Source organism: Arthrobacter sp. 'calajunan' (assembly GCF_046940185.1).
In the GTDB taxonomy this organism is placed as follows: domain Bacteria; phylum Actinomycetota; class Actinomycetes; order Actinomycetales; family Micrococcaceae; genus Glutamicibacter; species Glutamicibacter soli.
Window position 1 is genome coordinate 24,804 of sequence record NZ_JBKZDY010000004.1, and the last position, 23,238, is coordinate 48,041.

Annotated in this window: 21 protein-coding genes; 7 read left to right on the forward strand and 14 right to left on the reverse strand. The window is 67.4% G+C overall.

Annotated elements, in window-relative coordinates; translation table 11 throughout:
* Positions 1-20: 20 nt before the first annotated feature.
* Complete coding sequence (locus tag RF641_RS07295) at positions 21-1,052, forward strand: alpha/beta hydrolase (RefSeq protein ID WP_424572873.1); 1,032 nt, start codon at positions 21-23, stop codon at positions 1,050-1,052.
* Here RF641_RS07295 and RF641_RS07300 read toward each other — a convergent pair.
* The 3 genes from RF641_RS07300 to leuA all read right to left on the reverse strand — a co-directional run bounded on the left by RF641_RS07300 (position 1,049) and on the right by leuA (position 4,447).
* The gene (locus RF641_RS07300) at positions 1,049-1,855 is read right to left on the reverse strand and encodes an isoprenyl transferase (protein ID WP_424572874.1); all 807 of its coding nucleotides are present in this window, start codon (positions 1,853-1,855) and stop codon (positions 1,049-1,051) included. The genes RF641_RS07295 and RF641_RS07300 overlap by 4 nt on opposite strands.
* Positions 1,852-2,601: a DNA repair protein RecO gene (gene recO / locus RF641_RS07305; RefSeq protein WP_113606258.1), complete on the reverse strand. Its 750-nt coding sequence runs from the start codon at positions 2,599-2,601 to the stop codon at positions 1,852-1,854. Before recO ends, RF641_RS07300 begins: the two co-directional genes overlap by 4 nt.
* A 103-nt stretch (positions 2,602-2,704) precedes the next feature.
* The gene (gene leuA / locus RF641_RS07310) at positions 2,705-4,447 is read right to left on the reverse strand and encodes a 2-isopropylmalate synthase (RefSeq protein ID WP_047119138.1); all 1,743 of its coding nucleotides are present in this window, start codon (positions 4,445-4,447) and stop codon (positions 2,705-2,707) included.
* A gap of 199 nt (positions 4,448-4,646) precedes the next feature.
* On the opposite strand from leuA, the gene RF641_RS07315 reads away from it, so the two are divergent.
* On the forward strand, positions 4,647-5,918 hold the full coding sequence (locus tag RF641_RS07315) for an FAD-dependent monooxygenase (RefSeq protein WP_424572875.1): 1,272 nt from the start codon (positions 4,647-4,649) through the stop codon (positions 5,916-5,918).
* An 82-nt stretch (positions 5,919-6,000) separates the two neighbouring features.
* Here RF641_RS07315 and era read toward each other — a convergent pair whose 3' ends face one another.
* Genes era through RF641_RS07335 form a run of 4 tightly spaced genes read right to left on the reverse strand, consistent with a single transcriptional unit; the run spans position 6,001 to position 9,761 of the window.
* A complete protein-coding gene (gene era, locus RF641_RS07320) occupies positions 6,001-6,963 on the reverse strand; it encodes a GTPase Era (protein WP_047119140.1) in 963 nt (320 codons plus the stop codon).
* Positions 6,953-8,242, reverse strand: a complete 1,290-nt coding sequence (locus RF641_RS07325) for a hemolysin family protein (RefSeq protein ID WP_113606260.1) — start codon at positions 8,240-8,242, stop codon at positions 6,953-6,955. The genes era and RF641_RS07325 overlap by 11 nt, the downstream gene beginning before the upstream one ends.
* 5 nt (positions 8,243-8,247) lie before the next feature.
* Positions 8,248-8,721: an rRNA maturation RNase YbeY gene (gene ybeY / locus RF641_RS07330; RefSeq protein ID WP_424572876.1), complete on the reverse strand. Its 474-nt coding sequence runs from the start codon at positions 8,719-8,721 to the stop codon at positions 8,248-8,250.
* An 11-nt stretch (positions 8,722-8,732) separates the two neighbouring features.
* Positions 8,733-9,761 carry a PhoH family protein gene (locus RF641_RS07335; protein WP_047119143.1) on the reverse strand — a complete coding sequence of 343 codons (1,029 nt, stop codon included), beginning with the start codon at positions 9,759-9,761 and terminating at the stop codon, positions 8,733-8,735.
* Between the two features lie 302 nt (positions 9,762-10,063).
* Between RF641_RS07335 and RF641_RS07340 the strand changes: the two genes are divergently transcribed.
* On the forward strand, positions 10,064-10,990 hold the full coding sequence (locus tag RF641_RS07340; protein ID WP_424572877.1) for a GerMN domain-containing protein: 927 nt from the start codon (positions 10,064-10,066) through the stop codon (positions 10,988-10,990).
* An 81-nt stretch (positions 10,991-11,071) separates the two neighbouring features.
* Here RF641_RS07340 and RF641_RS07345 read toward each other — a convergent pair whose 3' ends face one another.
* The 3 genes from RF641_RS07345 to hrcA all read right to left on the reverse strand — a co-directional run bounded on the left by RF641_RS07345 (position 11,072) and on the right by hrcA (position 14,050).
* Positions 11,072-11,845 carry a 16S rRNA (uracil(1498)-N(3))-methyltransferase gene (locus tag RF641_RS07345; RefSeq protein ID WP_424572878.1) on the reverse strand — a complete coding sequence of 258 codons (774 nt, stop codon included), beginning with the start codon at positions 11,843-11,845 and terminating at the stop codon, positions 11,072-11,074.
* Between the two features lie 3 nt (positions 11,846-11,848).
* The gene (gene dnaJ, locus RF641_RS07350) at positions 11,849-12,970 is read right to left on the reverse strand and encodes a molecular chaperone DnaJ (protein ID WP_053798093.1); all 1,122 of its coding nucleotides are present in this window, start codon (positions 12,968-12,970) and stop codon (positions 11,849-11,851) included.
* Positions 12,971-13,036: 66 nt separating this feature from the next.
* Positions 13,037-14,050, reverse strand: a complete 1,014-nt coding sequence (gene hrcA / locus RF641_RS07355) for a heat-inducible transcriptional repressor HrcA (RefSeq protein WP_047119146.1) — start codon at positions 14,048-14,050, stop codon at positions 13,037-13,039.
* 127 nt (positions 14,051-14,177) lie between these two features.
* Between hrcA and RF641_RS07360 the strand changes: the two genes are divergently transcribed.
* Positions 14,178-15,047 carry a DUF3097 domain-containing protein gene (locus tag RF641_RS07360; RefSeq protein ID WP_161448190.1) on the forward strand — a complete coding sequence of 290 codons (870 nt, stop codon included), beginning with the start codon at positions 14,178-14,180 and terminating at the stop codon, positions 15,045-15,047.
* A gap of 145 nt (positions 15,048-15,192) precedes the next feature.
* Positions 15,193-15,540: a DUF4870 domain-containing protein gene (locus tag RF641_RS07365; protein ID WP_231735948.1), complete on the forward strand. Its 348-nt coding sequence runs from the start codon at positions 15,193-15,195 to the stop codon at positions 15,538-15,540.
* Between the two features lie 29 nt (positions 15,541-15,569).
* Here RF641_RS07365 and hemW read toward each other — a convergent pair whose 3' ends face one another.
* Both hemW and lepA read right to left on the reverse strand, forming a co-directional pair.
* Entirely contained in the window at positions 15,570-16,799 is a 1,230-nt protein-coding gene (gene hemW / locus RF641_RS07370) for a radical SAM family heme chaperone HemW (protein WP_113606264.1), read from the reverse strand.
* A gap of 4 nt (positions 16,800-16,803) precedes the next feature.
* On the reverse strand, positions 16,804-18,645 hold the full coding sequence (gene lepA, locus RF641_RS07375; protein WP_424572879.1) for a translation elongation factor 4: 1,842 nt from the start codon (positions 18,643-18,645) through the stop codon (positions 16,804-16,806).
* A gap of 110 nt (positions 18,646-18,755) precedes the next feature.
* Between lepA and RF641_RS07380 the strand changes: the two genes are divergently transcribed.
* The gene (locus RF641_RS07380) at positions 18,756-19,346 is read left to right on the forward strand and encodes a type II toxin-antitoxin system PemK/MazF family toxin (protein WP_424572880.1); all 591 of its coding nucleotides are present in this window, start codon (positions 18,756-18,758) and stop codon (positions 19,344-19,346) included.
* A 169-nt stretch (positions 19,347-19,515) separates the two neighbouring features.
* Complete coding sequence (rpsT, locus tag RF641_RS07385) at positions 19,516-19,776, forward strand: 30S ribosomal protein S20 (protein WP_047119152.1); 261 nt, start codon at positions 19,516-19,518, stop codon at positions 19,774-19,776.
* Positions 19,777-19,935: 159 nt separating this feature from the next.
* On the opposite strand, the gene holA is transcribed toward rpsT, so the two are convergent.
* On the reverse strand, positions 19,936-20,928 hold the full coding sequence (gene holA, locus RF641_RS07390; RefSeq protein WP_424572881.1) for a DNA polymerase III subunit delta: 993 nt from the start codon (positions 20,926-20,928) through the stop codon (positions 19,936-19,938).
* A gap of 33 nt (positions 20,929-20,961) precedes the next feature.
* Complete coding sequence (locus RF641_RS07395) at positions 20,962-23,232, reverse strand: ComEC/Rec2 family competence protein (protein ID WP_424572882.1); 2,271 nt, start codon at positions 23,230-23,232, stop codon at positions 20,962-20,964.
* Positions 23,233-23,238: the final 6 nt, after the last annotated feature.

The window sequence follows — 23,238 nt, forward strand, 5'->3', positions numbered from 1 at the left end:
GAGGTCGGTAAGCTGATTTCATGACGGTCGCAGAACTTCTTCCCGCAGCGAGATGGCCTGAATTCCTGCCGTCCACACCGCCGGGTGTCTGGGTGCCCGATCCACTGGGACCGGGCTACGAGTACCAGACCTTGGACTTCGGGTCCGACGCCGAGGGGCCGCTAGTCGCGACACTGGTGCGGTATGCGCCCTCCGGCTGGTTCCGGAAACTGGGCCGCCGGGCCAAGGGCGTGGTGTTGTCGGTTCACGGCTGGAGCGATTATTTCTACAACCGCGAACTTGCCGAGTTCTGGCACCACCGGGGCTACCACTTCTACGCCCTGGATCTGCGCCACCACGGTCGCAGCCTTCGCAAGGAGCACGAGCTTCCCGGATACATTTCGGCCCTGGAAGACCTCGACCTCGAGCTGGACGCGAGCCTTGGCATCTTGCAGCGCGAACATCCCGAACTGCCGGTGGTGGCGCAGGGGCATTCCATGGGCGGTCTCATCCTGAGCTTGTGGATCTCGCGCACTTCGCCGAACATCAAGGGCCTGGTGCTCAACGCGCCGTGGCTGGAGTTCCAGGGCACGGCGTTCCTGCGCGTGCCGATCAACGGGCTGATGGAAGCGATGTCGCGCAGCAATCCGCGGCGCAAGGTGTTGGCCAACCAGTTCGACCACTACTGGCAGTCGCTCAGCGACCAGGCCAGCGGCCAGTGGGATATCCATCCCATCTGGCGTCCCACCTTGGCCTTTCCCACCACTGCTGGCTGGCTGCACACGATCCTCAAAGGCCACGCCCAAGTGGCCCGGGGACTGAACCTGAGCCTTCCGATCCTGATGCTGACCTCGAAGACCTCGCATTTCAGCACCTCGTATTCCGAGCAGATGCAGCATACCGATTCGGTCATCGACGTCACCCAGACGCGCCTGCGCGCGCTGAAACTCGGCAGCTTCGTGACGCTCTCGGAACTCGACGGTGCCATGCACGACGTCTTCACCTCGGCGGAGCCTGCCCGCGCCACCGCGTTCAGGGACCTGAACCTGTGGCTGAAGATGCTTGACGGCTAGGCGCCGGGCTTGTCGATCGCGCCGCCGTAGCGGCGGTCGCGCTTGGCGTACTCTTCCACCGCGGTGAACAGGGTGCGGCGGTCGACGTCGGGCCACAACTGGTCAAGGAACACCATCTCCGCATAGGCGGACTGCCACAGCAGGAAGTTGCTGGTGCGCTGTTCGCCGCTGGTGCGCAGGAACAAATCGACGTCAGGCAGCTCCGGGGCGTGAAGGTACTTGCCGATGGTCTTCTCCCCGACCGAGGAGGCGCGCAGCTTGCCCGCGGCGACGTCCTTGGCGATGGCCGCCATGGCATCGCCGAGCTCGGCCCGGCCCCCGTAGTTCACGCACATGGTCAGCTGGCAGCCGGTGTTCTCGCGGGTCAGCTCCTCGGCTTCGCGCAGCTCGTTGATCACCGACTTCCACAGCTTCGGCTCGCGGCCGGACCAGCGGATGCGCACGCCCCAGGAATGCAGGGTGTCGCGCTGGCGGCGCAGCACGTCGCGGGAAAAGCCCATGAGGAAGCGGACTTCCTCCGGGCTGCGCTTCCAGTTCTCGGTGGAGAACGCGTACACGGAGACGTATTTGATGCCCATTTCCACGGCGCCCGCCATGACGTCCAGCAGCGCGGCTTCCCCGGCACGGTGCCCCTCGGTGCGCGGCAGGCCGCGCTGGTTGGCCCAGCGGCCGTTGCCGTCCATCACGATGGCGACGTGCTCCGGGATCAACTCCGTCGGGATCTGCGGCATGACCGGGTTCTGGGGGTGCGCGAAAGGTGCGACCGGACCGCGGCGGCCGGTGATCTTGGGCAGCTTCTTCATGATCTCTCCACATGGCGTAGGGACTTGACGGCACGCTCCAGGTGCCATTGCAGATAATTGGCGGTGATCTCCGCCGCTTGCTTGCGGGCGCGCGGCCCGGCCAGGGCGACGGTGTCCCAGTCCCCCTCCAGCAGCGCCTGCAGGTACTGGATGGTCACCGGGTGCGGCGAGAGCGACCCCGGCGGGCGGCAGTCGGAGCAGACCACGCCGCCAAGCTGCACATGCAGCGCCTCGTGCGGGCCGGGCTTCCCGCAGCGCACGCAGTTGGTGAAGGACGGGGCCCAGCCGGCGATGGACAGGGCACGCAGGATATAGGAGTCCAGCACGGCGCCGGGCTCCACCAGGTGCTTGGACAGCAGCGCGATCGCCCCGTGCAGCAGCCGGTACTGGCGCAAGTTCGAGTCGCTGTCGGCTTCCAGCAGCTTTTCGGCGATCTCCACCATGGCGGTGGCCACGGTGTAGCTCGGGTAGTCGGCGACCAGCAGCTGGCCATAGGCGTGGCGCAGCTGCGCCTGGGAGACGATGTCCAGGTTGCGCCCCATCACCAGCTGGGCTTCGACCTCCATGAACGGTTCGAGGGTGGCCCCGAGCCGCGAGGAGGTGCGCCGCACGCCCTTGGCCACCGCGCGCACGATCCCGTTGGGGGTCAGCAGCGTGATGATGCGGTCGGCCTCCCCCAGCTTGTGGGTGCGCAGAACGATGCCGCGGGTGCGGTAGCTCTTGGAGGCGAAACCTGATCTTGACACGTGCTCAATTCTCCCACCTGGCCACCGACAGAATGCCCAACGCCACGGCCAGCGAGGATGTGCCGGCCGTGGCGTTGATGACGTGCGCTTGCGGTAGCGGCGGCTACTTCGCGTCGCGGATCGCGCGGTTGACCGCGGAAACCACTGCCTTCAGCGCCGCGATGTTGGTGTTGGTGTCCAGGCCGACACCCCACAGGATGCGGTCGCCCACGGCGCACTCGACGAACGCGGCGGCGCGGGCGTTTCCGCCCTCGCTCATGGCGTGCTCGGAGTAGTCGAGCACCCGCAGGTCCACGCCGTCCTCGTTGAGCATGTGCACCAGCGCGGAGACCGGGCCGTTGCCGCCGGCGGAGCGCTCATGCGGCGCGCCGTCGATGACCAGCTTGGCGTCCAGCTGGAAGCTGCCGTCCTCGTCGGAGGTCGCGGTGGCCGAGGCGATGCGGTAGTGGCCCCAGGTCTTGTGGTCCGAGCCTTCCTCGGCCGGCAGGTACTCGTCCTGGAAGACGTTCCAGATGGTCGAGGAGGAGACCTCCCCGCCCTCGGTGTCGGTCATCTTCTGGATCACGCCGGAGAACTCGATCTGCGCGCGGCGCGGCAAGTCCAGGTTGTAGTCGTTCTTCAGCAGGTAGGCCACGCCGCCCTTGCCGGACTGCGAGTTCACGCGGATCACTGCCTCGTAGGAGCGGCCGATGTCCTTCGGGTCCACCGGCAGGTACGGCACGGCCCAGACCAGTTCGTTCAGATCCTTGCCCTGCTCGCCGGCCTTGGCCTCCATGGCCTCCAGGCCCTTCTTGATCGCGTCCTGGTGGGAGCCGGAGAACGCGGTGAAGACCAGGTCGCCGCCGTATGGGCTGCGTTCCGGGACCGGGAGCTGGTTGCAGTACTCGACGGTGCGGCGGATGTGGTCCATGTCGGAGAAGTCGATCTGCGGGTCCACGCCCTGGCCGAACATGTTCATGCCCAGGGTCACCAGGTCCACGTTGCCGGTGCGTTCGCCGTTGCCGAACAGGCAGCCCTCGATGCGGTCGGCGCCTGCCAGGTAGCCCAGCTCCGCGGCGGCCACGCCGGTGCCGCGGTCGTTGTGCGGGTGCAGCGAAAGGATGATCGAATCGCGGTTGGCCAGGTTGCGGTGCATCCACTCGATCGAGTCGGCATACACGTTCGGCGTTGCCATTTCCACGGTGGCCGGCAGGTTCAGGATCATCTTGTTCTCCGGGCTGGCCTCCAGCACCTCGGCCACGGCCTCGGAGATGCGCTTGGCGAACTCCAGCTCGGTGCCGGTGTAGGACTCCGGGGAGTATTCGTAGGTGATCTTGGTGCCGGTCATCTGCTCTTCGTACTTCTTGCACAGGCGCGCGCCCTGCACGGCGATGTCGACGATGCCGTCCTGGTCCTGGCGGAAGACGACTTCGCGCTGCAGGATCGAGGTCGAGTTGTACAGGTGCACGATGGCCTGCTTGGCGCCTTCCAGCGCCTGGTAGGTACGCTCGATCAGGTGCTCGCGGGACTGGGTGAGGACCTGGATGGTGACGTCCTCGGGGATGCGGTTCTGTTCGATGAGCTGGCGCACGAAGTCGAAGTCGGTCTGCGAGGCGGACGGGAAGCCGACCTCGATCTCCTTGAAGCCCATCTGCACCAGCAGGTCGAACATCTTGTGCTTGCGCTCGGGGCTCATCGGGTCGATCAGCGCCTGGTTGCCGTCGCGCAGGTCGACGGCGCACCAGCGCGGGGCCTTGGTGATGTACTTGTCGGGCCAGGTGCGATCGGGAAGGTTGACTTCGATCTGGTCCTGGAACGGAACATACTTGTGGATCGGCATGTTCGAAGGCTTTTGCATGTTCTGCATTTCGGTTGTCCCCTAGACAAAAAGTTGGTGCGTAGTTTGTGTGGGGCCAGACAAGAGCTTACTCCGCAACGAGGGGTCGGCCGAGGGACCACTAGCGGTCCGTTGGATCCTCGCAGCGGCTGATTAGTAGTAGAAGCTCGAAATGCACGTGTTGAGCATAACACCGGCCCGTGGCCCGCACTGAAACTGTTGCGCGTTTGTGTCACATTGTGGACTCGGAGGACGCTGGACACGGAGGCAGCGGCGGGCGAAGAATGGGACCATCGCCAGGGTCGCGGAAGGCAGGTGTCGCATGCGGGCGCTCATCGTGGGAGCGGGAATCGCCGGGCTGGTCGCGGCCCGGCAACTGGGCCTGGCCGGCTGGTCAGTGGACGTGCTGGAGCGCGCGCCAGAGCCGAGGCCGGAGGGATACATGATGGACTTCTTCGGTCCCGGGGTGCGAGCCGCCGAGCGCATCGGGATCTACCCGTATCTGGCCCAGGCGGCCTATCGGATCGAGGCCGCGGCCTATGTCGATCACGAAGGCCGGGAAACCGCTCGCCTGGACTACGCACGGTTCTCCCAGCTGGCGGGCGGCAACGTGCTCAGCCTGTTGCGGCCGGACATGGAAAACGCGGCGCTGCGCGCGCTCGGCGACGCCCCAGCGGGCAGCGTCCGCCTGCACTACGGGCACCGGGCATCGCGCGTCGCGCAGCAGCCGCGCTCGGTCGCGCTCGCGGCCAAGGACCGGCATGGCGAAACCCGATGGTTCGACGCCGACCTGCTGATCGGCGCGGACGGGCTGCATTCGGCGGTGCGCGGTGCGGTATTCGGTCCCGACTCCGGTTGCCTTCGGGATTTGGGTCTGCGCGCCGCGGCGTACATCGTGGACGAACCGGGGATCAACGCGGGAGCCCGAAACCGCTTCGTGCTCACCGACAGCGTCGGTCGCACCGCCGGCTACTACGGGCTGCACGACGGGCGCGTGGCCTGCCTGCTGGTGTACCGGGCGCTGCCCGGGGACCCGCAGAACGCCCGCGACCGGCTGCGCAGGCACTTCACCGGGCTGGGGGCAGCTGTGGACAGGCTGCTGGAATTGTGCCCGGAAGAGCCCTACGACGACGTGGTGGCGCAAGTGGTGATGCCGCGGCTGTCGCGCGGGAACACGGTGCTGCTGGGTGATGCCGGCGGCGCGGTGTCGCTGCTGGCCGGCCAGGGCGGATCGCTCGCGGTGGCGGGCGCCGCGGAACTCGCGGCCTCGCTAGAGCACCTGGAGGACCCGGAGTGGATCCCCGCGGCGCTGGCCGGCTTCTCCGCCCGCTGGCAGGTGACGGTGCGCACCGCGCAGGCCACGGGCCGGCGGGCCGCGGCAAGCTTCCTGCCCGCGACCCGCGCCGGGCTGCTGCTGCGCCGGTGGGTGGTCCGCGGTTCGAACGTACCGCCGATCGACCGGCTCATCGCCCGGCGCATCGTGGCGACGCTGGCCAAGTAGTAGTGCCCCTGCGGGCGTTAAGCGCGGCATCCGCCGCCGGGAAGCCGTATCCCGGCGGCGGATGCCGGTGAGGCGCTGCGGGCTAGAAGCCCAGGCGGCCGAGCTGCTTGGGGTCGCGCTGCCAGTCCTTGGCGACCTTCACGTGCAGGTCAAGGTACACCTTGGTGCCCAGCAGCTTCTCGATGCCCTTGCGGGCGTTGGTGCCGACCTCGCGCAGCCGGGAGCCGCCGCGGCCGATCACGATGGCCTTCTGGCTGGAGCGCTCCACGTACAGCGAGACGTGGATGTCCACCAGCGGGTTGTTCTCGCTGCGGCCCTCGCGCGGAACCATCTCCTCCACGACCACCGCCAGCGAGTGCGGCAGCTCGTCGCGCACGCCTTCCAGCGCCGCCTCGCGGACCAGCTCGGCGATCATCTTCGCCTCGGGCTCGTCGGTCAGCTCGCCGTCCGGGTACAGCGGCGGGCCGGCCGGCATCTGCTGCACGAGCACGTCGGCAACCTCCTGCACCTGGAACTCCTTGACCGCGGAGACCGGGACGATCGCGGCGAAGCCGTTCGGGCCGAAGTTCTGGTTGCCCAGCTCGGTCACGGCGATCAGCTGCGCGGCCAGCGCCTCGCGGTCCACCAGGTCGGCCTTGGTCACGATCGCGACGATCGGCTTGCGCTGCAGCTGCGCCAGCTGGGTGGCGATGAAGCGGTCGCCGGGGCCGATCTTCTCGTTGGCCGGCAGGCAGAAGCCGATCGCGTCCACCTCGGAGAGGGTCTCGGCGACCAGGTCGTTCAGGCGCTGGCCCAGCAGCGTGCGCGGGCGGTGCAGCCCCGGGGTGTCGACAAGCACCAGCTGTGCATCCTCGCGGTGCACGATGCCGCGGATGGTGTGGCGGGTGGTCTGCGGCTTCGCGGAGGTGATCGCCACCTTCTGGCCCACCAGGGCATTGGTCAGGGTGGACTTGCCGGCGTTCGGGCGGCCCACGAAGGACGTGAAGCCGGAGCGGAAGCCCTCGGGCCATTCGCCCAGGGCGCGCGGGGTGTGGTTATCGCTCATCAGAGGATTCCTCGTCGTTCTCGATATGGTCTAAAGCGTCCTTGGCCAGACGCTCTACATGGATCTTGCCGATGCGGTTGCGGCGCCCCGCCAGGGCGACCACGGTCAGGCGCAGGCCGTTCACATCCGCGGTGGAGCCGAGCACGGGCACGGACTCCAGCGCCTTGGACAGCAGCCCGCCCACGGTGTCCACGTCCTCCTCGTCGATGAGCAGGTCAAAATGGTCTGCCACGTCGTCGATGGAGGCGCTGGCCACCGCGAACAGCGAGCCGTCCGGGTTTTCCACAAGCTCGGTGCGGCTGCGGTCGTATTCGTCGTCGATCTCGCCGACGATCTCCTCGATCAGGTCCTCCAGGGTGACCAGCCCGGCGGTTCCGCCGTACTCGTCGACCACGATCGCGAAGTGGATGGACTCCTGCTGCAGCTCCTGCAGCAGCTCCGCGGCGGACTTGGACTCCGGCACGAAGCGCACCGGGCGGGCCAGCTCGAGCAGGTCCTTGGCCTGCTGCAGGCCGTGGATCTCCCCGATCAGGTCCTTGAGGTAGATGATGCCGCGGATATCGTCGGAGTCCTCGCCGATCAGCGGGATGCGCGAGTAGCCCGAGGCCATGAACAGGTCCAGCGCGCTGTGGAAGGTGTGGTCGGGATCCAGCACCACCATGTCGGTGCGCGGCACCATGACCGCGCGCACGTTGGTTTCCTCCAGGTCGATGACCCCGGAGATCAGCTCCGCGGATTCCTCGTCCAGGTCCTCGCCCTCGCTGGCCCGGTCCACCAGGTCGCGCAGGCGCTCCTTGCCCAGGTAGCCGTCCTCGTCGGTGCCTCCGGGGCTTAGCGCCTTGGCGATGTTCGCCAGCCAGTTCGCCACCGGGCCCAGGGCGCGGCGCAGCAGGCGGACCATCGGGGCGGTGGCCTGCACCACGCGCTGCGCGTTGGAGCGGCCGTAGCGCCGCGGCGACATGCTCACCAGCACGAAGCCCAGGGCGGCCATGGCGATCGTGGCGATCAGCCCGGCGAGCCAGATGTTCTGAACCCGGGTGGACACCAGCAGCGCCACGGACACCGCGGAGGCGGTCTCGAACCAGACGCGCCAGAACTTGATGGCCTGGGCGTGGGATTCGGTGTCGTCCAGGATGGCGCTGAGCGCCTTGGATTCGGAATCCGCCCGCAGCCGTTCGGCGGCGTGGCGGGAAAGTGCGTAGAAGGCCGAGTCCGCGGCCGTGAGCACCGCCGAGCAGGCGATGAAGACGACGGCGAGAATCAGCAGGAGTATACCCACGGCGGTTATTCCACCGTTTCCTTCGGCGCCGGGCGCCCGGTGTAGGACTCCAGCAGGCGGCGCTGCAGGGAGAACATCTCTTCCTTCTCCTCGGGCTCCATGTGGTCGAAGCCCATCAGGTGCAGCAGGCCGTGCGTGGCCAGCAGCAGGATCTCGTCATGGGTGCTGTGCCCGCCGGCTTCGGCCTGCGCCTGCGCGACGCTCGGGCAGATCACGATGTCGCCCAAAATCCCCGCCTCCGAGGGGACGTGCTCGCGCCCAGGACGCAGCTCGTCCATCGGGAAGCTCATCACGTCGGTGGGGCCCTCCAGGTCCATCCACTCCACGTGCAGCGCGCTCATCGCGTCCTCATCCAGGAAGACGATGGACACCTCGGTCTCCGGGTGCAGGTACATGGCGCTCATCACCGACTGCGCCAGCTTGTTCACGTCGGCCAAATCGACGTCGAACTCGGTTTCGTTGTTGACTTCAATGCTCATTGCTTCGCTGCTCACTTCGTATGTCGCGGCCGTTGGCGGCCCTTGCGGCGGTCGTCGTCCCAGCGGTCGTAGGCGGAGACGATGTCAGCGATCAGCCGGTGTCGCACCACGTCGCTGGCGTCCAGCCGGCAGATCGAGATGTCCTCGATGCCTTCCAGCACCTCGCTGGCCATGCGCAGCCCGGAGACCGCGTTGCCCGGCAGGTCGACCTGGGTGACGTCCCCGGTGACCACCATCTTGGAGCCGAAGCCGAGGCGGGTCAGGAACATCTTCATCTGCTCGCTGGTGGTGTTCTGCGCCTCGTCGAGGATGACGAAGGCGTCGTTCAGGGTGCGCCCGCGCATGTAGGCCAGCGGGGCGACCTCGATGGTGCCCGCCTCCAGTAGCCGCGGGATCGAATCCGGATCCACCATGTCGTGCAGCGCATCGTAGAGCGGACGCAGGTAGGGGTCGATCTTCTCGCTCAGGGTGCCGGGCAGGAAACCCAGCTTCTCCCCCGCCTCGACCGCCGGACGGGTCAGGATGATGCGGTTGACCTGCTTGTCCTGCAGCGCCGCGACGGCCATGGCCATGGCCAGGAAGGTCTTGCCGGTGCCTGCCGGGCCGATGCCGAAGGTCACCGTGGAGTCCTCGATGGCATCCACGTAGGATTTCTGGTTCACCGTCTTGGGCCGGATGGAGCGCCCTCGGCCGGAGAGGATCTTCAGCCCCAGCACGTCGGTGGGGGCGTCCCGGTTCCCGGCGCTGAGCATCTTGATGATCTGCTCGATGGTTTCCGCGCTCATCCGCGAGCCGCGCTGCGCCAGCGACCTGGCTTCCTCGGTCACCCGCTGCGCCTTGCGCACCTGGACCGGATCGCCCAGGAGGCTCAGGGTCGACCCGTTGGGGCGGAACTGCACGTCCGGGTAGGCGCCGGTGAGGATGCGCAGCAACTCGTCGTTCGGGCCCAGGGTTGCGATCATCAGCTCGGGAGTCTCGAACGTGATGGCCAGCGTCGCCGGCCCGGTCTCGGATTGCCTCTGGTTCTGTTCAACCTGCATGCAGTGCTTCGTGCCCCTTTTGAGCTCGGAAAATAAAAAACTTGCGCAAGTCCAGTCTAGCTAGTCCCCGGCTCCCAACGCGATACGTAGGGCTCCGCCGAGCGCTGAAAATTCTGAAACTAGTATGAAATGAATCTAATCCGAGCAGGTCGCAAAGGTATAGATTTGGTTACGGATTGGTAGGTTTGGCGAATTTCGGCCTCATCGCACACCTTGATGTGTCACGCTATATGAGCGCGCGGAACCACGTTCTCGTTCCAGGCGCCCAAGAATCCCCGCAGAACAGATGGACTGGTCCCAACGTGCAGCAGTGGTACAAGCGCCGAATCCCGCGACGTTTCGCGGCGACCGGCGTCATCGCAGCGGTGGCCCTGGTGGTCGGCTGCGGACTTGCCGCGCGCGACGACAGCTTCGAGATGCCTGCAAACTCCGCCGCCGCGGCGCAGGGTGTCCCGCAGGCCACCGATTCGATGGAACAGGCTTTCCCCGGGCAAAAGATGCCGGTCTACTGGCTGGAGAACACCGACTCGGGGGTCTACCTCTACCGCGAATACGCCACCGACACCCGCCACCAGGAGCCGATAGGCGACGCGATCACCTACCTGCTCGCCGGGAAGCCGGCCGACCCGGCCTGGTACACGCACCTGAAGTCCACCGACGACGTCGGGGTCTCCATCGACAACCAGAACCTGATCACGCTGGACCTTCCGGCCAAGGTCTTCAGCGCCACGCTCGACGAGGGCCTGTCCGAGCGCGCCATCCAGCAGCTGGTGTTCACCGCGACCGCCGCGGCCTCCAACGCGGGCATCCTGGTCGGCGACACCCCCGCCAGCGTGCGCATCCTGGTCGACGGGAAGCAGAACGCCACCGTCTTCGGCGGATACCGCCTGCAGGACGTCTACCAGCGCGACGCGAAGTACATGGCCCCGATCTGGATCATCGACCCGCAGTTCGGCACCACCACCGCGGCGGGCGCCGTGAAGTTCCACGGCCGCACCTCCAGCTTCGACGGCGGAACCTTCTACTCCCTGCAGGCCAAGGCCGCCGACGGCCAGTCCAAGGTCATCACCGCCGCCAACCGGATCAACGACGAGAGCGTGGAGCCCGACGGATCCTTCACGCTGACCACCCGGCTGCCCGCCGGCAGCTACGCGCTGAGCGTCTGGGGCGAGGAAGCCGGCAGCAAGGCCAAGGTCGGCGAGACCAGCTCCGAGTTCACCGTGCGCTGAGCGCCGGCGCCCGCCCACCACCGAATAAACAGCGAATGCCGCAAACCCCTCGGGGTTCGCGGCATCCGCTGATTAATCCGGCTAGAGCTCGCCGAGCAGGTGGCGCACCAGGACCAGCGCGGCAGGGCCGGCGGTGGAGGCGCGCAGCACATGGCGTCCGAGCAGCGCCGGATGCGCTCCGGCGGCCACGAACGCGTCGAGCTCTGCATCGCTGATGCCGCCCTCGGGGCCGACGACCAGCACCACGCCGGTACCCGGCGCCGCCTCGGGCAGCCAGCCGGACACGGCTTGGGCCACCGAATCCCGCGCCTGCTCGTGCAGCACCAGCACCAGGTCGCCGGCGGCCGCGTGCGCGGAAATCGCCGCGGCCAGCGACTTGCTGGAGACCAGCTCCTTCACCTCGGGTTCGAAGCTGCGCCGGGACTGCTTCTGCGCCGAGCGCACCTGGGCGCGCCACTTGGCAAGCGCCTTGTCCGCCTTCGCCGCGTTCCAGCGCACGATCGAGCGCTCGGCCTGCCATGGGCGGACGGTAAAGACGCCCAGCTCCACGGCGGATTCCACGGCCTGCAGGTCGCGGTCCCCCTTGGACAGCGCCTGGATGAGCGTGGCTGGATGCTCCGGGGGCTGCTCCTGCAGCCGTTCAAGCACGGTCACCGTGAGCAGCTCCTTGGAGGCGGCTGCCACCTTGACCACCAGGCGCAGCCCGGTGCCGTCGAGCAGGTCCAGCTGCTCGCCGGCCTGGGTGCGTTTGACCGCCACCGCGTGGTGCGCCTCCGGCCCGGTCAGCGCCAGGGTGTCGCCCACGCGGGCCTCGGCCCCCTGCTGCGGGTCGATCACGAAACTGTGGTTGCTCATGGCCTAGCGCTGGTTCAGCTTGTCCCGCAGGCGCGAGAACATGCCGCCTGAATGCTCGACGCGTCCGGCGCTCAGCTCTTCGCCGCGCAGCGTGGCCAGCTGCTCGAGCAGCTCGCGCTGGGCGGCGTCCAGCTTGGTCGGGGTCTCCACCTGCAGGTGCACGATGATGTCCCCGCGCTTGCCGCCGCGCAGGCGCGGCACACCCAGGGCCGGCAGGGTCAGGGTGTCCCCGTCCTGGGCCCCCGGCTCCACGTTCAGGGTCTGCTCGCCGTCGAAGGTCTCCAGCTTCAGCTCGCAGCCCAGGGCCGCGGCGGTCATCGGGATGGTCATCTTGGCGTGCAGGTCGTTGCCCGAGCGCTCGAACACCTTGTGGCGGCGCACGTCGACCTCGACGAACAGGTTGCCGTTCGGGCCGCCGCCCGGGCCTGCCTCGCCCTGGCCGCGCAGCTGGATGCGGGTGCCCGAATCCACGCCGGCCGGCACGTTCAGCGATTTGGAGACGTGTTCGCGCACGCGGCCCTCGCCGTTGCACTCGATGCAGGGATCCGGGATGGTGGTGCCGAAGCCGTGGCAGGCGGCGCAGGTTTCCACCGTCATCATCTGGCCCAGGAAGGAGCGCACCGGGCGCTGGACCTGGCCAGCGCCGTGGCAGATGGTGCAGGTGACCGGGCTGGTGCCCTCGCGGGTACCGTCGCCGTGGCAGGTCTTGCAGGTGACGGCGGTTTCCATCTCCAGCGGGTAGACGGTGCCCTTGACGGCGTCTTCCAGGTCGATGGTGATGGTGATCAGCGCGTCGCGGCCCGGCTGGGTGCGGGACATCGGCCCCTGCGCCTGGCCGCCGCCGAAGAACTGCTCGAAGATGTCGCCGAAGCCGCCGAATCCGGCGCCCCCGCCGAAGCCCGGCTGGCCGTTGCCGTTCTCGTCGCCCGTGGCGTCGTAGTTGGCGCGCTTCTTCTCGTCGGAAAGAACCTCGTAGGCGCGGGTGACCAGCTTGAACTGCTCGGCCGCGTCCTCGCTGGGATTCACGTCCGGGTGGAGTTTGCGCGCCAGCTTGCGGTAGGCGCTTTTGATTTCCTGCGGGGTCGCGTCCTTGGCGACACCCAGGGTCTCGTAATGCGAGCTCACGATCTTCGCCGTGTCCTTTCCTTTAAAATTTCACTTCTCAAGTTGTGCTGCGAACCGGCCGCGCGGCTAGTTCGCCAAAATCTTCGACAGGTAGCGGGCCACCGCGCGCACCGAGGCCATGGAGGAGGAATAGTTCATCCTGGTCGGGCCGAGCACGCCGAGCTTGCTGCGCTGGTCGGTGCTGTAGGTGGTGGCGATGACCGCCGCGTCGGTCAGCTGCCCGTAGTGGTTCTCGGTGCCGATGGCCACGGCCAGGCCGCGCGAATCCGCCTCCAGTTCGGAGAACAGCTTCAGCAACACCACCTGCTCCTCCAGCGCCTCGAGCACCGGGGTGATGCTCAGCGGGAAGTCCCCCTCGACGCGGGCCAGGTTCGCCGTGCCGGCCATGACGATGCGCTGCACGTTCGCCGCCTGCGCCATTTCCTCCAGCGACCGCAGCACGCTGCCCACCAGCGGCGTCTCGTGCTGCGCCGGAACCACTGCCTCGTTGCTCAGCGGGCCGACGAGGTCCGCCAGCCGGTGGCCGCCGAAGGAAGTCAGCAGCCACTGCTTGAGGTTGTCCAGCTCCTCGTCCGAGTACGGCCGGGTCACCGCGATCATGCGCTGGTCCACGGTGCCGTTGGAGGCGATCATCACCATTAGCACCTGGCCCGAGCCCAAGCCCACCAGGTCGAGGTTGCGCAGCTCCGCGGTGTCGTAGTGCGGCACCTGGATCATGGCAACCTGGTTGGTCAGCCGGGCCAGCAGGCGCACGGTGCTGTGCAGCATCTCGTCGAGGTCCTGCGAGCTGTCCAGGATCTTGTTGATCGCCTCGCGCTCGGCGCGCGACAGCGGCTTGAGCTCGCCGATCTCGTCCACGAAGCGGCGGTAGCCCTTCTCCGTGGGGATGCGCCCCGAGGAGGTGTGCGGGGCGGCGATCAAGCCCTCCTCTTCGAGCAGGGCCATGTCATTGCGGATGGTGGCGGCGCTGACCCCGAGGTTGTGCCGTTCGCGCAGCGCCTTGGAACCCACGGGCTCGCGGGACTGGACATAGTCCTCCACGATGGCGCGCAACACGTCAAGACGTCGTACTTCGCTCACGAAAACACCTCCCGGGAAACCACGCCCGCACAATTGGCACTCTAACCTGTCAAGTGCCAAGTCTAATACCTTCGGCAGTTGCTAGCATTGGATTTCGAGCGTATTCGATCACAGCGAAAGGCAGTCCGTGTCCAATTTCTCCTGGGGACCGCAAGACCTGAGTGCTCCGGCACCCAAAAAACTCCGCCAGGTGCCCGTTGAACGCGGCATGATCCTGGAAGATGCGGTCTCCGGCTGGGTCGGCGAGGTCGTCAAGACCGAGAAGTCCGGCGGCATGCGCGTGATCGTGCTGGAGGACCGCCACCGCAAGACCCGTTCCTTCCAGGCCGGCTTCGGCTTCCTGCTGGAGGGCGAACCGGTGGAGATCGTCGAACCTGTCGCGAAGGCCAAGGCGCCGAGCACCATGATCTCCGCCTCCGGCTCGCGCGCGGTGGCAGACCTCAAGGCCCGTACCGCCCGCGCCAGCCGCATCTGGGTCGAAGGCAAGCACGACGCGGAACTGGTCGAGAAGGTCTGGGGCCACGACCTGCGCGTGGAGGGCATCGTCGTCGAACCGCTGCATGGCGTCGACGACCTGGCCGGGGCCATCCGCCAATTCAACCCCTCGCCGACCCGCCGCCTGGGCATCCTGGTCGACCACCTGATTTCCGGAACCAAGGAAGAGCGCATCGTCGCCGAGGCCATGAAGGTCCCCGGGGCTGCGGGCAACGTGCTAATCCTCGGCCACCCGTACGTGGATGTCTGGCAGGCGATCAAGCCGGACACGCTGGGCATCAAGGCCTGGCCGGTCATCCCCCGCGGGACCGACTGGAAAACCGGCGTGCTGCGCGCCTTCGGCTGGCCGCATGCAACCGCCGAGGATATCGGCATCGGCTGGCAGCGGATCCTGTCCACGGTCAAGCACTACGGACAGCTGGAACCGGCGCTATTGGGTAAAGTTGAGGAACTAATCGATTTCCTTACCACGGAAGATTACGGTTTCCTAACAATTGACTAAGATTTGGACTTTCAGGGTGCCATTGGGCGGGGCGTCAGCGGAAGCTCGATATCATGGTGGAGAAGCCGCACCGTAAGACAAGGACATTTCCGTGACATCTCGCCAGGTACCATCATCTGAGAATTCGCGTTTCGAGGGATCAAACGTGTCCGCGCTGCCGCTCTCCCCGTCGGAAGACCGCCAGTGGGCCATGATGGCGCATTTCGGCGCGATCCTCGGCTGCATTCCCTCGGCCATCATCTTCGCCGTCTACCGCGACCGCGGCCCCTTCACCGCCCAGGAATCCAAGGAAGCGTTCAACTTCACCTTCCCGCTGACCATTCTGGCGATCGTGCTGAACATCCTGAACCTGCTGCCGGGCATCGGCTGGCTCTTCGCGGTCATCGCCGTGTGCCTGTGGGTCTTCATGACCCTGATGGGCGCGTATGCCGCGATCCAGGCAAACAAGGGACGCCCCTACCGCTACCCGATCAACCTGCGGTTGATGAAGTAGCGGCAGGGACGCCAGCGCTTGCGAACGTCCTAGAAATCCAGCAGTTCACGCACCACGAGGTCGGCCAGGAGCCGGCCTCTTTGCGTTAGCACGATGCGTCCGGCGAACGCTGCCTTGGCATCGATCAGCTCGTCGGCGATCAACCCGGCAACCTTGGTGCGGCCGGCGGATTCCAGTTCGCTGATCTGCATGCCGGAGCTGAGCCGGGTGAGCAGCATGGTGCGTTCGAGCTGAACTGCCTGCGCGTCGGGGAACTCGCGGCCGTGTCCGGGCGAGATGCCGCCGTCGATGCGCTGCTGGTAGGCGGCCGGGTGCTTGACGTTCCACCAGCGCAGCCCGCCGACATGCGAGTGCGCGCCGGGGCCTGCGCCCCACCAGTCCCCGCCCTGCCAGTAGGCGATGTTGTGGCGGCAGGCATGCCCTTCGCCGCGCGCCCAGTTGCTCACCTCGTACCACTGCAGGCCGGCGGCCTCGAACAGCTGATCGGCCAGCTGGTACTTCTCCGCGTGGTCGTCGTCGTCAATGTCCGGAACCTCGCCGCGGCGGATCTGCGCGGCCAGCTTGGTGCCGTCCTCGATGATCAGCGCATAAGCGGAGATATGGTCCGGCTCGTAGCTCAGCGCGGCCTCGATGCTGGTACGCCAATCCGCCAGCGACTCCCCCGGGGTGCCGTAGATCAGATCGACGCTGACATCCAGCCCTGCTTCGCGGGCCCAGGCCACGGCCTGCGGCACGCGCGCCGGGTCATGGGTGCGCTCGAGCACCTTCAGCACATGCGGCACGGCTGACTGCATGCCGAAGGACACGCGCGTGAACCCGCCGTCGGCCAGCTGACGCAGGCTTTCGCGGCTCACCGAGTCCGGGTTGGCTTCGGTGGTGATTTCAGCGCCGGGCTTGATGCCGAACTCGTCGCGGATCCGGCCGAGCACCGAAACCAGGTCCGAGGCGGGCAGCAGGGTCGGGGTGCCGCCGCCGAAGAAGACCGTGTCGATTTCGCGGTGCGGTACCCCGGAACGGTCAAGCACGCCGCGGGCGAAGCCGATCTCCTGGCCCACCGTGGCAGCGTAGGTGGCCTGGCTGGAGCCATTGCCCAGCTCGGTTGCGGTATACGTGTTGAAATCGCAGTAGCCGCAGCGCACCGTGCAGAACGGAATGTGGACATAAAAGGACATGGTCCGCTCCGCCGCACCGTGCGCGCACGCTGCGGGGAGCAGACCATCGGCCGGAGCCGGATCGCCGTCAGGCAATACTGAGGGCATCTAGCTACTTCTTCGGCTCATCGGTGGACAGCGCGGCGATGAACGCCTCCTGCGGGACCTCCACGCGGCCAACCATCTTCATGCGCTTCTTGCCTTCTTTCTGCTTTTCCAGCAGCTTGCGCTTGCGGCTGATGTCGCCGCCGTAGCACTTGGCAAGCACGTCCTTGCGGATCGCGCGGATGTTCTCGCGGGCGATGATGCGCGAACCGATCGCGGCCTGGATCGGCACCTCGAACTGCTGGCGCGGGATCAGCTCGCGCAGCTTCGAGGTCATCATGGTGCCGTAGCTGTAGGCCTTGTCGCGGTGGGTGATCGCGGAGAACGCGTCGACCGTATCGCCCTGCAGCAGGATGTCGACCTTGACCAGGTCCGCGACCTGCTCGCCGTCGGCCTTCCAGTCCAGCGAGGCGTAGCCGCGGGTGCGGGACTTGAGCTGGTCGAAGAAGTCGAACACGATCTCGGCCAGCGGCAGGTGGTAGCGCATTTCCACGCGGTCCTCGGAGAGGTAGTCCATGCCGCGCATGGTGCCGCGGCGGGACTGGCACAACTCCATGACGGCGCCGATGAACTCGCTCGGGGCCAGGATGGTCGCGGCGACCATCGGCTCGTGCACCTCGAGGATCTTCCCGTCCGGGAATTCCGAGGGGTTGGTCACCGTGATCAGCTGCTTGTCCTCGCCCATGACCTCGTACACCACGTTCGGGGCGGTGGAAATCAGGTCGAGGTTGAATTCGCTTTCAAGGCGCTGGCGGGTGATTTCCAGGTGCAGCAGGCCCAGGAAGCCCACACGGAAGCCGAAGCCCAGGGCCACGGAGGTTTCCGGTTCGTAGATCAGCGCGGCGTCGTTCAGCTGCAGCTTGTCCAACGCGTCGCGCAGCGCCGGGTAGTCGGTGCCGTCCAGCGGGTACAGGCCGGAGAACACCATCGGCTTGGGCTCTTCGTAGCCGCCCAGGGAATCGGTGGCGGGCTTCAGCGAGTTGGTGACGGTATCGCCGACCTTCGACTGGCGCACGTCCTTCACGCCGGTGATCAGGTAGCCCACCTCGCCCACTCCCAGGCCCTTGGACGGGATCGGATTCGGGGAGGAGACACCGATTTCCAGCAGTTCGTGGGTGGTGCCGGTGGACATCATCTGGATGCGCTCGCGCGGTTCCAGCTTGCCGTCGACCACGCGAACGTAGGTGACCACGCCGCGGTAGGTGTCGTAGACCGAGTCGAAGATCATCGCGCGGGCCGGGGCGTCGGCCTCGCCGACCGGGGCAGGCAGCTGCTTGATGACTTCGTCCAGCAGCGCCTCGACGCCTTCGCCGGTCTTGCCGGAGACTTTCAGCACTTCCTCAGGCTCGCAGCCGATCAGGTTCGCCAGTTCGGCCGCGTACTTCTCAGGCTGCGCGTTGGGCAGATCGATCTTGTTCAGCACCGGGATGATCGTCAGGTCGCCCTCGATCGCCAGATACAGGTTCGCCAGCGTCTGGGCTTCGATGCCCTGGGCGGCGTCCACCAGCAGGATCGCGCCTTCGCAGGCGGCCAGCGAGCGGGACACCTCGTAGGTGAAGTCCACGTGGCCCGGGGTGTCGATCATGTTCAGGGCGTAGGCCGTGCCGTCGGCCTCCCATGGCATGCGAACCGCCTGGGACTTGATGGTGATGCCGCGCTCGCGCTCGATATCCATGCGGTCCAGGTACTGCGCTTTCATTTCGCGCGCAGAAACCACGCCGGTCAGCTGCAGCATGCGGTCGGCCAGGGTGGATTTGCCATGGTCGATATGCGCGATGATGCAGAAGTTACGGATAAGCGACGGATCGGTCGCGGCAGGCACCGGAGCGGTGCGGGCCAATGGAGACACCTAAACAGACCTCACTAGCAATGAGCAGACATGATTGAATTACGCCTATTCTGTCATGATTTGCGGGTGAGGACATATTCCCCGCGGCGCGCACTGATAGTTTGTGGTGCATGGCTTTGAATGCACAGAAGATATTCGACTTCATCCTCCGCGCGGTCAAGGAACTGAGTTCCTCCAGCACCAAGAGCACCAAATCGGGCGGTGCCAAGCCGCAGCGAAGCGGTGCCTCGACCTCCCATCGTCCCGCCGCGCAAAGCGCTCGACCCGCCCACCACGGCCATCGACCCGCCCCGGCGGCGGGCACCAGCACGGAGTACCCCGGGGACTTCACCGGACCCGTCCGCTACGAGTACAACCCCAGCATGGACGGGGATGCAGACCCGGGAGAGGTCGTCTGGGGCTGGGTCCCCTACGAGGAGGACCACTCCCAGGGCAAGGACCGGCCGGTGCTGGTCATCGGGCGCGAGGGCGGATGGCTGCTGGGCCTGATGCTCACCAGCAAGGACAAGAACAACTCGCAGCACCACAACCCGAACTACCTGGACATCGGCACCGGCTCCTGGGATCGCGAACGGCGCCCCAGCGAGGTGAAGCTCGACCGCATCATCCGGCTGTCCCAGGACGCGGTGCGGCGAGAAGGCGCAATCCTCGACGAAGACCGCTTCCGCAATGTGGTGAAGGTCCTAAACAACCGCCGCTGACCGGTCGCCGTTGGGGGCCCGTTCTGCTAGAGTTAACTCTTGTGTGTCGCGCAGGTTGGGCGACACGCCCCCTTCGGGTCGCCATAGGTGCCCCACACCGCTCAGTCGATGGCCTGAAGGATGAACCCTCTACCGACCGTATAAGACGATAAACGAGAGAGTTTATTAAGTGGCAAACATCAAGTCCCAGAAGAAGCGCATCCTCACCAACGAGAAGGCACGCCTGCGTAACGTAGCTGTCCGCTCCGAGGTCAAGACCGTTATCCGCAGCGTGAACGAAGCTGTGGTTGCCGGTGACAAGGACAAGGCAACCGACGCACTGCGTCTGGCCGGCAAGAAGCTGGACAAGGCTGTTAGCAAGGGTGTTCTGCACAAGAACAACGCCGCTAACCGCAAGTCGGCCCTGGCCAAGAAGGTTAACGCCCTCTAAGCGCAGCTAGACTTTGCAACTCCCCCGGAACTTCGGTTCCGGGGGTTTTGTTTTGCCCTCTGTGTGCTGCACTCCGGGCAACCTGCAGCCGCTGCAGCTGTTCAGCCGGACTACGACGAAGGCGCCGCCAGTTTCTGGCAGCGCCTTGGTGGGTTCAGGCTAGTGGCGCGGGGCCTTGCCCGCGATGAACAGGATCGCGCGTTCCAGTGCGTAGCCCGGCGACCGTCCCCCGCCCTTGACCATGCGGTCGGTCTGCGCGATCGTCTCCACGCAGGCCGCCAGATCCGAGCGCTTCCAGCCGCGGGCCTGCTGCTGCGCCTGCTGCACCTGCCACGGGGCCATGCCCAGCTGGGAAGCCAGCACTGCGGCGGGTTCATTCACGCCTAGCACCTTGGCCAGCTGGCGCACCTTCATGGCCAGCGTGGCGACGATCGGGATCGGGTCGGTTCCGGTGCTCAGCGCGTGGCGCAGCATGCGCAGCGCAACCTGGGCGTTGCCGGCGATCGCGGCGTCGGCGACCTTGAAGGCAGTGGCTTCCTCGCGGCCGCCGTAGTACTTGTCGACCACGTCCTGGTCGATGGTGCCGGTGGTGTCCTGGCTCAGCTGCGAGCAGCTGGAGCCGAGCTCGGCCAGCGAATTGCCGACCGCGGCGACCAGGGCCTTGACCGCGTCGTTGGTGATGCGGCGCTTGGCGGCCTTGAACTCGGCGGTGACGAACTCGATCTTCTCCGCGTCCTTCTTCACCGGCTGGCAATTCACGATCACCGCGCCGGCGGCCTTGATGGCGTCCAGCAGCTTCTTGCCGCGGGTGCCGCCTGAGTGGTGCATGATCAGCACGTTCTCCGGCGCCGGGCTCTTCAGGTACGCCAGCGCGTCCTTCAGGAAGTACTCGTTCATGCTCGCCAGGTCGTGGATCTCGACCAGGTTCGCGGTGGAGAACAGCGAGGCGCTGGTGGCCAGCAGCAGCTCACCGGGCTCGTAGCTCTGCGCGTTCAGCCGGGTGTGCGCGATGTCCTCGCGGGAGGCGGCTTGGGCGCGCAGCAGTTCGAAGGCCCGGGAGGCGAGGTACTGCTCCGAGCCGGAGAGCAGGATCAGCGGCTGCGGGGTGAGGTCTCGCCAAGAGATCCCGGGATTGGCCTGGGCGCGTGCCATCGAACTCCTTAGTGCTGGGGCAATACTTCGATCCTACCGAACCGGCGCCCCCAGCGAGGCCGCGTGCACGCCGTCGGCATCCAATGTGAGCAGAACGGTGCCCAGCTGGTCGGTGCGCAGCACCTGGGCGCCCAGGCGCTGCGCGGTGTCGATGATGCCCTGGTTGGGGTGCCCGTAGGTGTTCTCCGCGCCGACCGAGACCAGGAACACCCGGGGCCGGGCGGCCTCGATCAGCTCCTGCCCGCCGTTGCGGGCGCCGTGGTGCGAGGCCTTGAGGATCGTGGCGTTCCCCTGCGGGCTGGCGGCGAGCAGCCGGTGCATGGCCTGCTCCTCCATGTCCCCGCCGGTGAGGAAGTCGATCTGCCGGTCCCCGCGGGTGAAGCTCAAGCGCAGCACCAGCGAGATGTCGTTCGGCTCGGCCCCCGGCACCATGGCGGGATCCGGTCCGATGACCCGGTAGGACACGCCCTGCCCCTGCCCGGTGTCCCCCGGAACCAGCACCCGGTGCGGCTGCCAGAGCGCCTCGGGGAAGCCGGCGGAGACCAGGCGCTCCCCCAGCGTGATGCCCGAGGACTCCAGCTCCGGCACGCCGCCGAAGTGGTCGGCGTCCTGGTGGGTCATGAACACCTTGCTCAGCGTGGTGATGCCCAGCTGGCGCAGGCAGCCGGAGACCCCGCCGCCCGGCGGCCCGGCGTCGATGAGCCAGCCGGAGGATTCGCCGTCGCGGACCACCAGCGCGTCGCCCTGCCCGACGTCGCACATGGCGATGGTCCACGGATCGTGCAGCGGGGGCTTCCAGAACAGCGTCGCCGGCAGCACCAGCGCGGCCAGGAACACCGCCAGCACCCCGAGCAGCGCCAGGCAGGTGCGGCGCACGCGCAGCCGCTCGGTCTGGCTGCCGGCGATGAGCAGCACGCAGAAGACCACCGCGATGCCCGCAGCGATGACGATGCCCGGCAGTTCCTCGGGCCACGGGCGGCTGGCCCCGGGAAGCCGCACTGCCAGGTGGGCGAGCTGCCCGATCGCCTCGGCCGGCCAGCCGATCAGCCAGGCCAGGACGTGCGCTGCGCCGGGAATCACGGTGCACAGCAGCAGCGCGGCCACCCCGAGCGCCGTGATCACCGGCAGCAGCGGGGCCGCGAGCAGGTTCGCCGGCAGCGAGTAGAGGCTGAAGTCGGCGTTCAGCGCGATCACCACCGGCAGGCAGGTGAACTGGGCTGCGACGCAGATGGCCGTGGGTTCGGCCAGCAGCGCGGGCAGGATGCGTGCTGCCAGTTCGGCCAGCGGCGGGGCAAGCATGATGATGCCGGCGGTGGCAAGCACCGACAACGCGAACGCCGGCTCGGCGGCCAGCGATCGGTCCACGAGCAGCAGCACGGCGGCGCTGAGCCCCAGGATGCCCAGCGAGCCCTGGCCGCGCCCGGAGAGCAGCGAGAACACCGCGATCGCGCCCATCAGGCCGGCGCGCAGCACGCTGGGATCGGGCCCCACGAAGGCGACGAACAGCCCCAGCCCGGCAGCCATCAGCACCCCGGCCAGCACCCGGGGCACGGCGAACAGCCGCAGCAGCACCATCAGCATCGAGCCGACCAGGGCGATGTTCGACCCGCTGACCGCTGTCAGGTGGCTCAGCCCGCTGCCCTTCATCGCCTCGCCCAGGGCCTGGTCCTGCCCGGAGCGGTCCCCGTAGAGCATGCCAGGCAGCAGCGCCCTGGCGTTCGGCGGCAGCCCGACCAGCTGCGCGGCGAAGCGCTCCTTGAGATTCGAGGCGGGGGTGGGCAGCTGCCAGCTGGTGACCTTCGGCTCGCTGTCGGCCCGGGCCCACCAGGTGAAGCTGCCGGAGTCCTGCGCCGGCTGCAGCGAGGCGATCACGGTGAACTCCCGCGCGTGGCCCGGCAGCGGGGCGGCCAGGGCCAGGTGGATCGGGATCGGGCACCGCTGCCAGTGCCCGCGGTGCTGGTAGCCGGTCAGCAGGGCGGCGCCGGCGACCCCGCCGCCGTCGGCGGGCCGCGGCGGGTCCTCGAAGTGCGCGGTGATGCGGCGCTGCTGGTCCCCTGGTTCGGGCAGGGTGCATTCGGCGGCGCCGAGGTTCGTGCCGAGCACCGCCAGCGCGCCGAGCAGCAGCACCAGCGGGCCGGTGAACCACGGGGCCGCATGCGGCGCGTCGTGCCGGGCGCGCAGCAGCAGCGCGAACAGCCCGGCGAAGGCGCCCAGCAGGGCCAGCATCGCCCACCCCGGGGGCTGCAGCAGCGCGGCGAGCCAGGCCCCGGCAAGCAGCCACAGCCCGCGGAAGTCGGTGCGCACTACAAG

What these genes read in the sequence shown, in the direction of transcription:
- ybeY (WP_424572876.1), bottom strand. Translation starts at nt 8,721, where the DNA reads ATGAGCATTGAAGTCAACAACGAAACCGAGTTCGACGTCGATTTGGCC.
- RF641_RS07345 (WP_424572878.1), bottom strand. Translation starts at nt 11,845, where the DNA reads ATGAGCAACCACAGTTTCGTGATCGACCCGCAGCAGGGGGCCGAGGCC.
- RF641_RS07335 (WP_047119143.1), bottom strand. Translation starts at nt 9,761, where the DNA reads ATGCAGGTTGAACAGAACCAGAGGCAATCCGAGACCGGGCCGGCGACG.
- leuA (WP_047119138.1), bottom strand. Translation starts at nt 4,447, where the DNA reads ATGCAGAACATGCAAAAGCCTTCGAACATGCCGATCCACAAGTATGTT.
- RF641_RS07295 (WP_424572873.1), top strand. Translation starts at nt 21, where the DNA reads ATGACGGTCGCAGAACTTCTTCCCGCAGCGAGATGGCCTGAATTCCTG.
- RF641_RS07300 (WP_424572874.1), bottom strand. Translation starts at nt 1,855, where the DNA reads ATGAAGAAGCTGCCCAAGATCACCGGCCGCCGCGGTCCGGTCGCACCT.
- RF641_RS07380 (WP_424572880.1), top strand. Translation starts at nt 18,756, where the DNA reads ATGGCTTTGAATGCACAGAAGATATTCGACTTCATCCTCCGCGCGGTC.
- era (WP_047119140.1), bottom strand. Translation starts at nt 6,963, where the DNA reads ATGAGCGATAACCACACCCCGCGCGCCCTGGGCGAATGGCCCGAGGGC.
- hemW (WP_113606264.1), bottom strand. Translation starts at nt 16,799, where the DNA reads ATGCCCTCAGTATTGCCTGACGGCGATCCGGCTCCGGCCGATGGTCTG.
- holA (WP_424572881.1), bottom strand. Translation starts at nt 20,928, where the DNA reads ATGGCACGCGCCCAGGCCAATCCCGGGATCTCTTGGCGAGACCTCACC.